12 protein-coding genes and 1 pseudogene are annotated in these 13,302 nt (G+C 67.9%); 9 read left to right on the top strand and 4 right to left on the bottom strand.

Annotation, left to right across the window (positions count from 1 at the left end; genetic code table 11):
• Positions 1-56: 56 nt before the first annotated feature.
• Together ACFPIH_RS38465 and ACFPIH_RS38460 are read right to left on the bottom strand one after the other, a co-directional pair.
• On the bottom strand, positions 57-1,496 hold the full coding sequence (locus ACFPIH_RS38465) for an FAD-dependent oxidoreductase (protein WP_381182573.1): 1,440 nt from the start codon (positions 1,494-1,496) through the stop codon (positions 57-59).
• A complete protein-coding gene (locus ACFPIH_RS38460) occupies positions 1,496-2,752 on the bottom strand; it encodes an aminotransferase class I/II-fold pyridoxal phosphate-dependent enzyme (protein ID WP_381182571.1) in 1,257 nt (418 codons plus the stop codon). The genes ACFPIH_RS38465 and ACFPIH_RS38460 overlap by 1 nt, the downstream gene beginning before the upstream one ends.
• Before the next feature lie 750 nt (positions 2,753-3,502).
• On the opposite strand from ACFPIH_RS38460, the gene ACFPIH_RS38455 reads away from it, so the two are divergent.
• The 9 genes and pseudogenes from ACFPIH_RS38455 to ACFPIH_RS38415 all read left to right on the top strand — a co-directional run bounded on the left by ACFPIH_RS38455 (position 3,503) and on the right by ACFPIH_RS38415 (position 9,804).
• Positions 3,503-4,432: an ATP-binding protein gene (locus ACFPIH_RS38455; RefSeq protein ID WP_381182569.1), complete on the top strand. Its 930-nt coding sequence runs from the start codon at positions 3,503-3,505 to the stop codon at positions 4,430-4,432.
• Positions 4,433-4,618: 186 nt separating this feature from the next.
• Positions 4,619-5,059: a helix-turn-helix domain-containing protein gene (locus ACFPIH_RS38450; protein ID WP_381182567.1), complete on the top strand. Its 441-nt coding sequence runs from the start codon at positions 4,619-4,621 to the stop codon at positions 5,057-5,059.
• 95 nt (positions 5,060-5,154) lie between these two features.
• A complete protein-coding gene (locus ACFPIH_RS38445; protein WP_381182565.1) occupies positions 5,155-5,979 on the top strand; it encodes an alpha/beta fold hydrolase in 825 nt (274 codons plus the stop codon).
• 251 nt (positions 5,980-6,230) lie between these two features.
• Positions 6,231-6,386 (top strand): annotated as a pseudogene (locus ACFPIH_RS38440) (alpha/beta fold hydrolase); the annotation flags it as partial.
• 6 nt (positions 6,387-6,392) lie between these two features.
• A complete protein-coding gene (locus ACFPIH_RS38435) occupies positions 6,393-6,533 on the top strand; it encodes a hypothetical protein (protein ID WP_381182563.1) in 141 nt (46 codons plus the stop codon).
• 22 nt (positions 6,534-6,555) lie between these two features.
• Complete coding sequence (locus ACFPIH_RS38430; RefSeq protein WP_381182561.1) at positions 6,556-7,224, top strand: alpha/beta fold hydrolase; 669 nt, start codon at positions 6,556-6,558, stop codon at positions 7,222-7,224.
• Between the two features lie 61 nt (positions 7,225-7,285).
• Positions 7,286-8,077: an MBL fold metallo-hydrolase gene (locus ACFPIH_RS38425; RefSeq protein ID WP_381182559.1), complete on the top strand. Its 792-nt coding sequence runs from the start codon at positions 7,286-7,288 to the stop codon at positions 8,075-8,077.
• A gap of 29 nt (positions 8,078-8,106) precedes the next feature.
• Positions 8,107-8,289, top strand: coding sequence for a hypothetical protein (locus ACFPIH_RS38420; RefSeq protein ID WP_381182557.1), 183 nt, complete (start codon positions 8,107-8,109; stop codon positions 8,287-8,289).
• 294 nt (positions 8,290-8,583) lie between these two features.
• The gene (locus tag ACFPIH_RS38415) at positions 8,584-9,804 is read left to right on the top strand and encodes a metallophosphoesterase (RefSeq protein WP_381182555.1); all 1,221 of its coding nucleotides are present in this window, start codon (positions 8,584-8,586) and stop codon (positions 9,802-9,804) included.
• A 143-nt stretch (positions 9,805-9,947) separates the two neighbouring features.
• On the opposite strand, the gene ACFPIH_RS38410 is transcribed toward ACFPIH_RS38415, so the two are convergent.
• Together ACFPIH_RS38410 and ACFPIH_RS38405 are read right to left on the bottom strand one after the other, a co-directional pair.
• Positions 9,948-10,160: an MbtH family protein gene (locus ACFPIH_RS38410; protein WP_381182554.1), complete on the bottom strand. Its 213-nt coding sequence runs from the start codon at positions 10,158-10,160 to the stop codon at positions 9,948-9,950.
• Between the two features lie 77 nt (positions 10,161-10,237).
• A partial coding sequence (locus ACFPIH_RS38405) for an amino acid adenylation domain-containing protein (RefSeq protein ID WP_381182552.1) occupies positions 10,238-13,302 on the bottom strand: 3,065 nt, incomplete at its 5' end.

Here is a 13,302-nt window from a genome sequence, read left to right as displayed (position 1 = left end):
CATTTCCACGAGGGTCACGGCCCCGTTCTCGTGCAAGGGGCGGGCGGCGTCCTCTGCTACGCCGATCCGAAGGTGACGTGCTGTGCGCCCGGGGGGTAGGTGACGTCCCGGAACCTCAGGGCGAGTTCCTCGGGAACGCTCATGTTGACCGCGTGCTTCTTCGCCTGGGCGGTCAGCGACTCCGGCTTCCGGGCCCAGTCGGGCACCGTCTCCCAGCAGGTGCGCGTCGCGCCGGCCAGGATCTCCCGGACCTCGTCCGGCGTCACGTTGCCCGAGGTCCGCGAGTGCTCCAGGGCCAGCGCCAGTTCCTTCTTGGCGTTGACCGCGCACATCGTCCACTTGGGCAGCACGGTCATCGTGGCGCCGGGGTGGACCCCGAATACGCCGATGTTCCGCCGCATCCGCGAGTCCGAGACCGTGTTGATGGCGACCTTGAGGTAGGTCCCCAGGATCTTCGACCTGCGCAGCTCCGGGTAGAACTCCCGCAGCCGGTTCACCGTCCGCTCGGCGCGCTCCCGCATCTCCGGGTGTCCCTCGGCCAGGTAGCGCGCGTACTCGGCCGGGGGGTCGCAGGAGACCGGGTCCATCACGATGTTCATCACATGCGCGGCCGGAGGGTGGTAGATCATCGCGACGTGCTCGTTGAGCGGGCTGAGCATGCCGCCGTAGGAGTCCTCCAGCTTCAGGCAGGTGAAGTTCTTGTCCGTGCCGTCGGGGAGGTCGACGTAGAGGATCTCCCGCAGGGCCATGAACAGCCGTGGGAACTCGATCTCCGGGTTGAGCCGCTTGGCCATCCCGAAGGCGTACGTCGCGCCGCAGAGGCTGACCTGGTCGGCGACCAGCGTCTCGGAGGTCCCGTCGGCCGCCGTGTAGACCACCTCGTACCGGCCGTCGGCGCGGCGGCTCACCGATCCCACGCTGCTGCCCTCGCGGAAGTCGACCCCGCACTGCCGCAGCTCCCAGTCGAGCACGGTGGACACGAGCACCGGATTCATCCCCCGCTGGGGGGTGAGGAAGCCGGCCGCCACATCGTTGACACCCTCGACGGCCGGGACCTCGCGGCAGATCACCGACGGCTCGCCGAAGACGGCGTTCACCGGGTCCTCCTCGCACCGCTGGGCGTAGTGCGAGCGGATGACGTCCATATTGGCGCGGCACTGGCCGACGATGTCGTGGCCGTCGTCCATCATGCTCTGGGACGCGATGATGCGGCTGTAGGTCTTGCCGCCGTAGATCAGCTCGGGGAAGAACTGTTCATTCTCGATGCGGCCGTCCAGGCAGTCCCGTGCGCTCTGCGGATCGAAGGGGTACTCGGCGCCGCTGTGGTTCTCACTGACGATGTTGCTGGTCCGGGTGCACACGGGGTACGTGCCCTCGGAGCGCGCCCGCTGCTCCTCCAGGACGACGACCTCGTACCCCGCGCGGCTGCGGGTGATCGCGGCAAGGCAGCCGGCGATCCCCGCGCCGACGACCACATGGAGTTCCTTGCGCTTCATCAGCCACCCTCCGAGACTGTGACGGTCGCGTACTTGGCCTGCACGTCCCTCAGTGCGGCGGCCACCCCGCGGATGTGGTCCTCCGTGTGGTTGGCCGCGATGCACAGCCTCAGCTGTGCAGACTTCCGCCGGACGATGGGGAAGAAGACGACGGAGGCGAAGTAGCCCGCGTCGAGCAGCTCCTCACCGGCCTTGAGGGCGTTCTCCTCGTCCCCGATCGGAACCATCCGGATGGGGCTGAACGGCAGGGGCCGCTCCATGAGTTCGTCGAACAGCGCCACCCGCTCGCGCAGGGTCCGCTGCAGCGGGGCGATCGCCCCCTCGTGATGCAGATCCACCACGGCTCGACACGCGTAGACCGCTTGGAAGGTCTGCGCCGCGGAGAACGCGTAGACCTGGCCGTAGGAGCGGATGAGCCGCTCCCGCCACTCGCCCTGGACGAGGAGGCCGCCGCCGTAGGCACCGAATCCCTTCGAGAGCGAGAAGGTCAGGATGACACGGTCGGGAACGTCGCCCCCGGTCTGGCTGAGGAGCTGCCCCTCACCCCGCTCCCCGAAGATGCCAAGGCCGTGGGCGTCGTCGACGTAGAGGAAGAAGTCCAGTTCCTCAGCCATGTCCAGGAGTTCGCGGGCGGGGCACAGCCCGCCCATCGAGTAGATGCCGTCGGCCACGTACACCGGAGTCTCTCCCCGCGCCCGCGCCGCCGTCACCTGCCGCCTGAGGTCCTCGAGCGAATTGTGCGGGACCGACTCGACCGTCGCCTCCGCGGCCAGCACCGGCTTCAGATACTGCATGGACGAGTGGGCGAACTGGTCGAAGATCAGGCACGCCTTCCGCGTCGCACCCTCCTCGAAAAGCACACCGCTGGCGAGCAGCGGCATCAGGGAGATGTGCGCGGTGGTCGTCGAGGGGAACGTGATGGCGCGGCCCCGGTACAGCTCCGACAACTCCTCTTCGAGCAGTCGCTGCGGCTCGAAGGAGAAGCGCGAACGGGCGCAGCAGAAATTCATTCCCCACTCGTCCTCCACCGACTTCGAGGCCGCGATGACCCGGGGGTGGAGGTCGAGGCCCAGATAGGAGCAGTTCACGAACTCGACCACGTCCCGGCCGTCCGGGAGGAATACGCTCTTCCCTTTGCGTCCGGTGATGCTGACCTGCATCAGGTTGCTGCCGACCGCACGCTCGTACTGGGCGGACGACTCCTTGATGACGAAGGGGGTGTTCCTGAGCCGGGTCGGCTTGGATGGTGCTGTCATATCGACCTCGATAACAGTCGGATGCTACTGGGCGTGACGACAAGCGGCACCGGCACATCGCACGTTCTGTCGGAACATGGGACATACGTAGGCCCGGGAGTTGACGCTCCGGTACGCCCCGAATCCGGGGCAGATGATTATCCGCGAAATCCGGGAAGGTGTGATCATACCGAAAATACGCGGCGTCGGCCGGCGCGGATGTAAACATTAGATGGATCGGCGATATTCAGGAACCGACGCGGAACCGAAGCCGTCCCGAACGAAAGTCGTCAGCACAACTGCTCGAATCTACTCGCCAGCGCGGCATTCCCCCGTGTCCCCTCCCCGTAGCGCTTAAATCAAAATCTAACAGCGACACGAGTCGTGAGGCAACAACGCTCTGAGGTATGGCCTGTTCATGCCTACCCTCTTCGCTCGGCTTCTTGGCTGCCTCGAATGTAACCCACAAGTACCGCCTCGTGGCGCTATCTGGCACTGGCCAGATTTCATTGTTGCCACCAGACCATTTCTGCGCATTGCCAGAGTCCGTGCGTGCTTCCCCTCGCACCGTGGATACAGCAGGGGAAGTTGGGAGTCGCGGTATCCGAGCAACGCGTGTATGACGCCGAGTTCCCTTGTGAGATCACCGTCAGCCACCCGCTGTCCCGGGTACAGGCGCCTGCCGGTCGCCTGCCGCAACCTCCGCAAGATCTTCTGACACGCGGAACGGCGGGCTCACCGCGCTGACCAGGTGACAAGGAGTCCTTGGGCGTGCTCGCTTTTGTCGGTCGGCGGGTGCACGCAGAGGGCGTCGGTCTGCTGTTCGCCGCTCGGACCGGTTTCGACGCGCCCGCGGGCCTTCCCTGCACCGAAGTCGCCGGTCTGGAACCCGAGTTCGCCCTGGAACTGCTGCGGGAGGCCGTCCCCGGACAGTTGGACACCGGGGTCGCGCCGCGGATCGTGGCCGCCACGGCCGGGAACCCGTTGGCCCTGGCCGACCTGGGGCAGGAACTGTCCGCCGACCGGCTCTCCGGAGGACTCGCACTGCCGGAACCACTGCCTGTGGGCGGCAGGCTGGAGGCGCACTACCTCCAGCAGGTCCGCGAGCTGCCGGAGCCGACGCAGACCTGGCTGCTGCTCGCCGCCGCCGAGGCGGGCGGTGATCTCAGGTACCTCATGAGCGCGGCAGACCTGCTCGGGATCGGCACGGAGGCTTCCGGTCCGGCCGAAGCCGCGCGCCTTGTGGTGCTGCACGCCACCGCGGAGTTCCGCCATCCGCTGGTGCGGTCGGCCGTGTACAGCGGCGCCACCAGCGTCGAGCGAAGGCGGGCACACCACGCGCTGGCCCAGGTCACCGACCGCCCGGCCGACACCGACCGGCGGGCGTGGCATCTCGCCACGGCCGCGCTGGGGACGGATACCGCCGTCGCCGCAGAGGTGGAGAACGTGGCCGACCGGGCAGGCGCACGCGGTGGCTACGCCGCGCGCGCCACCTTCCTGACCCGGGCCGCCGAGCTGACGCCGGACGGCGAGGCACGAGCGGGGCGGCTGCTGGCGGCGGCCGAGGCAGCGCTGAGAGCCGGGGCGGTACCGCCGCGCCCGGACGTCCCACCGCGCCCCGGCGTACCCCCGCGCCCCGCCCAGCCGCCCGCTGCAGGCGGAGTCGCTGCTGGACGGCATCGGTGGGGAGCTGCTCGGTGAAGTCGATCAGGGCCGGGCTCTGTTGGTCCGGGCCGACGCACGCATCACGCTGGGCCGTGCGGATTCGTTCGCGCAGGCGCCCGCGCTGTGTGTGCGTGCCGCGCTGCTCCTTGCCGACGGTGCTCCGGACCGTGCTCGGAGGCGCTCTTCAGGGCGATCGACCGCCTCATCACCGCAGAACACCTCATGCGGGATACGACGTCGGCCGAGATCGCCCGGACCGTGGAGACGCTGGTGCCGCGCACCGGTGAAGCACCCGGCGTCGATCTCGTGCTGCGCGGCTTCGCGGCTTTGATCACCAACGGCTACGAACGCGCTGTGCCCCACCTTCGGCGGGCCTGCGCCATGATGTTCGACGCCATGCGGGCCACGGGATACGCGGCGCGCGCCGCTCAGGAGCTTGCCGCCACCGGGGCGCGCGCCCAGCGCGGGACGGCCGGGACGACGAGCACGCTGACCCCGCAGGAACTCCAGATCGCCCGTCTCGCCAAGGGCGCCGCCACCAACGCCGAGATCGCGGCCCAGCTGTACATCAGCGCCAGCACCGTCGACTACCACCTGCGAAAGGTCTTCCGGAAGCTCGACGTGACCTCCCGGCGGCAACTCCACCACGCGTTCGACGACTGACCGCGGCCACGCCTACGCGCTCCACGGGATTCGAGGGCCGTCCGTCCTGGCCGAGGCTGGGGCGACCGAACAGATCCTGCAGACGGGAGCACTCCATGCCGTATGTGACCGCAAGCGACGGAGCGCGGATTTTCTACAAGGACTGGGGCACGGGCCGGCCGGTCGTGCTCAGCCACGGCTGGCCGCTGAACTCGGACAGCTGGGAGGCGCAGCAGCTGTTCCTCGCCGCGAACGGCTTCCGCGCCATCGCCCACGACCGTCGTGGGCACGGCCGATCCTCCCAGACCTGGCACGGCAACGAGATGAACACCTACGCCGACGACCTCGCCACTCTCATCGACATGCTCGACCTGCGCGACGCGACGCTCGTCGGCTTCTCCACGGGCGGCGGGGAAGTCGCCCGCTACATCGGGCGGCATGGCACCGCCCGCATCGCGCAGCTCGTGCTGGTCTCCGCCGTACCGCCGTTCATGCTCAAGACCGACGACAATCCCGGTGGTGTACCGGTCGAGGCGTTCGACGCGATCCGCGCCGGGTCGCTCGCCGACCGCTCGCAGCTGTACCGCGATCTGGCCGACGGCCCGTTCTTCGGCAACAACCGGCCCGGCGCCGACGTGTCCCAGGGCATCCGGGACGCTTTCTGGCGCCAGAGCCTGCAGGCCGGACACCGAGGCGCCTACGAGTGCATCGCCGCCTTCTCGGCCACCGACTTCCGCGCCGACCTGGACGCCTTCGACGTGCCCACGCTGGTCATCCACGGCGACGACGACCAGGTCGTGCCCTTCGAGACGGGCGGCAAGGCGTCGGCGGCCCGCGTCAAGAACGCGACGCTGAAGGTCTACCCGGGCGCGCCGCACGGCATCACGGACACGCACAAGGAACAGCTCGGCACCGACCTGCTGGACTTCCTCAACTCCTGACCACAGAAGGAACCACCGCATGATTCCCGAAGGTCAGCCCCGCCGCCGAGTTCTCGGCGGGCTGCTCGCGGCGGGAGCGGTCACGCTCGGCGCCGCCCCCGCCTGCGCCCGCTCGGGCGGCGGCACAAGACCGACCGTCGTGCTCGTGCACGGCGTGTTCGCCGACTCCTCCGGCTGGAACGACGTCATATCCCGGCTGCTGAAGGCCGGATTCCCGGTCATCGCCCCGGCGAACCCTCCCCCATCGCGACCTGGCGTACGTCGCCGACGTCGTCGACACCATCCCCGGCCCGGTCGTCCTGGTCGGCCACTCCTACGGCGGCGAGGCCATCACCAACGCCGGACGCGGTCGCCCCCGTGTCAAGGCACTGCTGTACGTCGGGGCCTTCGCGCCCGACGAGGGCGGGAGCGCGTTGCAGCTCGCCGACATGTTCCCGGGCAGCAGACTGAAGGACGCGCTGGTGACCCGCCCGGTCCCGCTGCCCGACGGTACAACCGACACCGACGGCTACATCGACCAGGCGAAGTTCCACGAGGCCACGGCTTCTGGGTGACGCCGCGGAGCCCGGCTTCGAGGTGGAGGTCGAGGCCCTGAACGCCGACCCGGCCCCGATCGAGAAGGTGACTGCCCCGCAGGTCATGGAGAGCCTGGCGAACGTGATCCGCGGGCTCGACAAACCGCCCGTCCTGATCGGCCACTCCGCGGGTGGGGCGTTCACCCAGGTCCTGCTCGACCACGGCTTCGGCGCGGCTGGAGTGGCCATCAACTCCGCGCCCACCGAAGGCGTGAAGGTGACCCCACTGAGCCAGGTGAAGGCGACCTTCCCCGTGCTCAAGAACCCCGCCAACCACCACAAGGCGGTCGGCTTTACCCCTGAGCAGTGGCATTACGCCTTCACCAACACATTTCCCGAAGAGGAGTCCCGGGCGCTCTACGAGCGTTACGCGATTCCCGCGTCGGGCCGCATCCTGTGGAACAGCGTGCTGGCCAACCTCCAGCCCGGCCACCAGGACATCTGGGTGAACTACCACAACGACGACCGTGCACCGCTGCTGTTCCTCTCCGGCGAGCTGGACCACCTCATGCCGCCCAGGGTCCAGCAGTCCAACGCCCAGCACGACAAGTCGAACACCGTCACCGAGGTCAAGCTGTATCCAGGGCAGCCGCACCTGATGCCGGCCTCGCCAGGTTGGGAAGAGATCGCGGACTACGCGCTGTCGTGGGCCTTGTCGCACGCCCGCTAGGCGTACCAGCACGCCCGGGACGGTCATACCGCCGTCCCGGGCCACCGGAAGGGATCACGGCATGACCGACGTCCGCGTCACCCACATCGGCGGTCCGACCACACTGATCGAGGTGGGCGGCTGGCGACTGCTGACCGACCCGACGTTCGATCCGCCGGGGCGCCGCTACTCGTTCGGCTGGGGCACGTCCTCCCGCAAGGTGTCCGGCCCCGCCCTCGCCGTCGCGGACCTGCCGCCGGTCGACGCCGTCCTGCTCAGCCACGACCACCACGGCGACAACCTCGACACGGCCGGGCGCGCCCTGCTGCCGGCCGCAGGTGCCGTACTCACCACGCCGTCCGGAGCACGACGACTGGGCGGCAACGCTCGTGGTCTGGCGCCCTGGACGACCACGCGACTTCAGGCCCCAGGTCGCACGACGATCGACATCACCGCGACCCCCGCCCGCCACGGACCGCCGCTGTCCCGGCCGATCACCGGGGACGTCACCGGCTTCGCGCTCCACTGGAAGGGACAACAGCACGGCGTGCTCTGGATCTCCGGAGACACCGTCCTTCACGACGGCGTACGACACCTTGCCCGCCGCCTGAACGTGGGCACCGCCCTGTTGCACATGGGCGGCGTGCGCTTCCCGCTGACGGGCCCGATCCGCTACTCGATGACAGCCACTCAGGCTGTGGAGCTGTGCCGTCTGCTCACCCCGCGAACCGCCCTCCCCATCCACTACGAGGGCTGGCACCACTTCCGCGAGAACCGTGAAGCCATCGAACGGCACCTGACCTCGGCTCCCGCCGACATCCGGGACCGCTTCCGCTGGCTGCCCGCCGGAACGGGCGTCGACGTCAGCGTGTGACGGCGCCGGTCGACGCTGATGCTCCTGCCATGAGGATCGCCTCTCGGCGCCACCGCCGTCAGGTGCGCGTCACCGCGGGTGACCTACGGGTGGCAGCGGAAGTCTTCACTCCCGGCCGACTCCTGGAGCTCGGCGAGGGTCAGGACATCACCACTGCCCCGGCCGCCCTCGGTGACCTCCTCGACAAGCAACGAACAGGTCGTCCCGGCTGATCAGACTGGGCAGCCGCTGCGCTCGTTGACTGCTGAACCTCGTCGTAGCCCGCTGCGCTCAGAAGCCCCACCGCATCCCGGCGGGTGAGGCGCTCGATTGCGTCGTCTGCGTGCTGTATCCGGCTGCCTCGCGCTGCTTACCCGGCGCGTCCATGAAACGGATCGTGTACATGCGGATACCAGGTCGGCCTGGCGCAGCCGCAGTCCTTGAAGAGCCCATGAACGCCGGTCCGGCCGGCCCGAGGGCGACCGGATACAGTGCGCGAGACGGCAGCCCAGTCACGGAGGAGCAGCGTGACCGACACCAGCAACACCCGACCCGTCGACAGCGAAGCGCAGGCGCCGCGGCAGAGCCGACTGCACCGCCTGATGCGCTACATCCCCCTGATCGCCCCCGTCCTGCTGTGGGCTGTGCCCTGCTGGGTGCTCCTGCACAGCGGCCAGCACTGGTCGACACCCGTCACGCTGGTCGGCACCGCCCTGTTCGCCCTCGGCCTCATCGGTATGCCGCTCGCGATGGTGCGCGGCCACGGCCGGCGCCAGCAGGACCGGGCGGCGATCGTCGGTGACACCCTGCTGGGCACCAGCTGGGTTCTGTTCACCTGGTCCGTTCTGCTCGGCGTCCTCCTGCGGCTCGCCCTAGCCGTGGCCGGCGTCGAGGGGAGTCAGGACCGGGCCCGAATCGTCACGTGGGCCGTCCTCGGCGTCACCGCCGTACTACTCGCCTGGGGGTACGCCGAGGCCCGCCGCGTGCCACGCGTGCGCCGACTCGACGTGCAACTCCCGCGACTGGGTGCCGGGTTGGACGGCATCCGCGTCGTCCTCATCACCGACACCCACTACGGCCCGCTCGATCGCGCCCGCTGGTCGACACGGGTATGCGCGACAGTGAACACCCTGGAAGCCGACCTGGTCTGCCACACCGGAGACATCGCGGACGGCACGGCCGAACGCCGCCGCGCCCAGGCCGCCCCACTCGGCACCGTGCAGGCCACCCGGGCCCGGGTCTACGTCACCGGCAACCACGAGTACTACAGCGAGGCCCAGGGCTGGGTCGACCTGATGGACGAGCTGGGCTGGGAGCCGCTGCGCAACCGCCACCTACTGCTCGAACGCGGAGGCGACACCCTCGTGGTCGCCGGCGTGGATGACGTCACCGCCGAGTCCTCCGGCCTGGCAGGCCACCGCGCCCACCTCGCCGGAGCCCTTGACGGCGCCAACCCCGACCACCCCGTCCTGCTCCTGGCACACCAGCCCAAGTTCGTCGACCGGGCGGCAGCCGACGGTATCGACCTCCAACTCTCCGGCCACACCCACGGCGGCCAGATCTGGCCCTTCCACCACTTGGTCCGCATCGACCAACCCGCCCTCGCCGGCCTCAGCCACCACGGCACCCGCACCCTCCTCTACACCAGCCGCGGTACCGGCTTCTGGGGCCCGCCGTTCCGCGTCTTCGCCCCCAGCGAGATCACCCTGCTCGTGCTCCGCTCCCCGCGCCTGCCCACCTCGCCGTAGCGCTGGGCGGGCCCACGAATCCGTGGGGAGCTCTCCACCAGCCGAGGAGTCCGACGTCGACAGATGACCAGGCTCCATGATCTTTTTGAAGCGGCGGGGACTGGAAACGGAGCATCAGCCACCGCTCCAGCCCCCGACCCTGCTCAGCCGGCGTTCATGGCGTCTATCAAGCTCTTGGGGCGCATGTCGGTCCAGGTCTTCTCGATGAAGTCAATGCATGCTTGGCGCGCCGCCTCTCCGAAGACCGACTCCCACCCGTCCGGCACGTCGACGAATGTGGGCCAAAGCGAGAACTGACCCTCCTCGTTCTTCAGAACAAGGTAGTTGGCGTCCTGGTCCTCAAAAGGGTTCGTCATCATTCAGTCCTATCTGTGTTTCGAAGGTAGAAGTACCTGGGTGGCCAACCCCGGCCAATGGGTTGCTCGACACCAGCTCAGCCGAACGATTCTCCGCCCTTTGCCATGGAAAGCCAATCAGCAATGGAATTCCACAGCAGCGAGAGCATGGGGGGATCGGCCATTTCGTCGTGAGAACAAGGCAACCGCGACTCGCTTATGTGACCGGAAGTATAGGGCTGCCACATGACACGACCCGAACCGTCCTCGAGTTCGTCCGACGAGATAAAAAGGAGATCGCCGTGAAATCTGCGAGGATAATGATCCACGTAGATGCGGGTGTTATTTGCAATGATTCTCGCCCTTACTTCAGCCTCTTCTTCTGAAATCTCGCTGCGGAAGTAGTCCGGAAGTCCGGCGAGATCACGGAGAGAAGGCGCCTCGTCGAGTATGTCCGACGCACCCTCATGATCGTTATGGCCGTTGCCGTCACGTTCTTGAATCGCTTGACGGACAAGATCCGCAGATTCCCGGCCGGTCTCGTCCGAGTCGAGTGTGTCGAGTGGGGCGGGTGCATAGCCTCCCATGATGATGAGTGCCACCTGCTGGCCGTCTTCCTGCAGTTGCACAGCCATCTCCTGCGCTACGCGGCCTCCCATTGACCACCCCAGCAGATGATACGGACCGGAAGGTTGCACGGTGCGCAACTCTTTGATGTATTCTTCCGCCATTTTCCGGATGGATCCCGGCAACTCACCCGCATCGTCGACATCCCGCGCCTGCAGGCCGTACAAGGGGATGCCAGAAGGTACGAATCCGGCCAGAGGTGCGAAGCACCAACTCAACCCGGATCGCGGGTGGACGCAGAAGAGGGGTGGCCGGCTCCCGTGCGTCCTGATGGGAAGAAGCGTACGAAGGGATTCCTTCATCGCGGGAAGGCTGAGCCGATGTGCAAGTCCTGCCACGCTGGGTGCTTCCATCAGCATCCGGACGGAGACATCGACACCCATGATCGCACGAATCCGACGCACCAGCTTGACCGCCAGAAGTGAATGTCCACCGCATTCGAAGAAGTTGTCCGCGACGCCGATGTGAGGCATATTCAGTTCTTCGGCAAAAATTCTGCACAGGATTTCCTCCTGGACCGAGGAGGGTTCCCGGCTCGGCGCGGACCAAGCATAGTCCGGCGCCGAAAGTTCCCGTCGATCCAGCTTCCCGTTCACCGTCAGCGGCAGGGTTTCCAGGACCACCAGCGCGGACGGCACCATGTACTCCGGCAGCATCTCGCCGAGATGAGCGCGCAGGGCAGCCAGGTCAACCCTGCCGGTCTTGCCGTCACTGCTGGTGTTGCCACCCTTGGGGACGAGGTAGCCGACCAGGCGCTTGTCCCCGGGGCGGTCCTCACGCACCACCACCGCCGACTGGGCCACGGACGGATGTGCGCTCAGCGCGGCCTCGACCTCACCCAGCTCGATACGGAACCCACGAACCTTCACCTGGTCATCCGTACGGCCCAGATACTCCAGTTGTCCCTCAGCGCTCCAGCGGGCCAGGTCGCCGGTGCGGTACATCCGCTCACCCGGGGTGAAGGGGTTGGCGACGAACCGCTGCGCGGTCAGCCCCGGCCGGTCGAGATAGCCGCGGGCCAGGCCCGCGCCGGAGACGTACAACTCACCCGCAACACCCACCGGCACCGGCCGCAGAGCCGGGTCCAGGACGTATACCCGGGTGTTCCACACCGGACGGCCGATCGGCGCGGTACCCCCGGGCCATGCCGCCCGGTCCGCCGGCAGGGTATGGGCGGTGACCACATGGGTCTCGGACGGACCGTAGTGGTTGTGCAGCACCGTCCCGACCGCCCCGCACAGGTCACGGACCCGATCACTGAGCACAAGGGCCTCGCCGGCCTGGGAAACATGACGTAGCCACGGCAGGTCCGTGCCCTGCTCCGCTACCGCCTCACCAAGGGCGTCCACCATCGTGTTGGGGGCGTACAGCTCAGTGGCCTTCTGCTCCCTCAGCCATGCCACGAACTCTTCCGGGTTACGCCGGATCTCTTCGTCCGGTACCACAAGGGTCTTGCCGTCCAAGAGGGCCGAGAGGATCTCCTGGGCCGAGACGTCGAAGCTGATCGCGGTGAACTGAGCGACCCGCGAACCGGCCTCGGCGGGGAGGGCAGAAGCGTGCCAGGACATCAGGTTGACCAGCGCACCACAGGACATCACCACACCCTTGGGACGCCCGGTCGAGCCGGAGGTGTAGATCAGGTACGCGGGGTGCTGCGGCAGCAGCGGACCGGTCCGCTCCTCATCGCCTGGAGCGTCGGTCGGCAGCGCGCCGAGTTCGGCGACAACTGCAGGGTCGTCCAGCAGCAGCACGGGCCCGGTAGCCATGCGCCCGGCGACCTCTGTGGTGGTCAGCGTCAGCGAGGAGACGGCATCGGCCAACATGAAGGCAATCCGCTCGGCCGGGTACTCCGGATCGATCGGCAGGTAACCGGCGCCCGCCTTCAGCACCGCCAGCAGACCGACGATCAGGTCCACCGAGCGAGGCACGGCCAGTCCGACGATGCGCTCGGGACCGATACCGCGACGAATCAGCAACCGGGCAAGCCGGTTGGCACGCTCGTCGAGCTCCGCATAAGTCACCTCAGCGCCGGCGAAGGCCACCGCGGTCGCGTCAGGGGTGCGGGCGGCCTGGGTCTGGAACAGTTCCGGCAGCGTCGCAGCGGGCACCTCCCGGGCGGTGTCGTTCCACTCGACCAGGATCTTCTTCCGCTCCGCCGGGTCCAGGACCTCGATGGCGGTGATGTGCTGGTGGGGATTGGCGGTGACGGTGTCCAGGACCCGGACGAACCGTTCGGCCAGGGTCTCCACCGTTTCGCGGTCGAACAGGTCGAGGGCGTAGTCGATACCACCGTGCAGACCGGCCGCACGATTACCTCTACCAGTACCAGTACCGGTATCGGTGTCGGTGTCGGTGTCGGTGTGGAAGGTTTCGGCCAGGGTGAAGGACAGGTCGAACTTGGCCACCGGTTCGCCGGCGGGTAGCGGTGCGGCGTCGATACCGGGCAGGTCGAGGACGGCTTGGGCGTTGTTCTGCAAGGCGAGCATGACCTGGAAGAGCGGATGGCGGGCCATCGAGCGGGCCGGTGCGAGGTCCT

The sequence above is a fragment of the Streptomyces vulcanius genome (assembly GCF_042653945.1).
GTDB classification, from domain to species: domain Bacteria; phylum Actinomycetota; class Actinomycetes; order Streptomycetales; family Streptomycetaceae; genus Streptomyces; species Streptomyces mangrovi.
The sequence above is the reverse complement of the archived record's forward strand: the minus strand, read 5'-3'. Positions and strand labels throughout refer to the sequence as shown.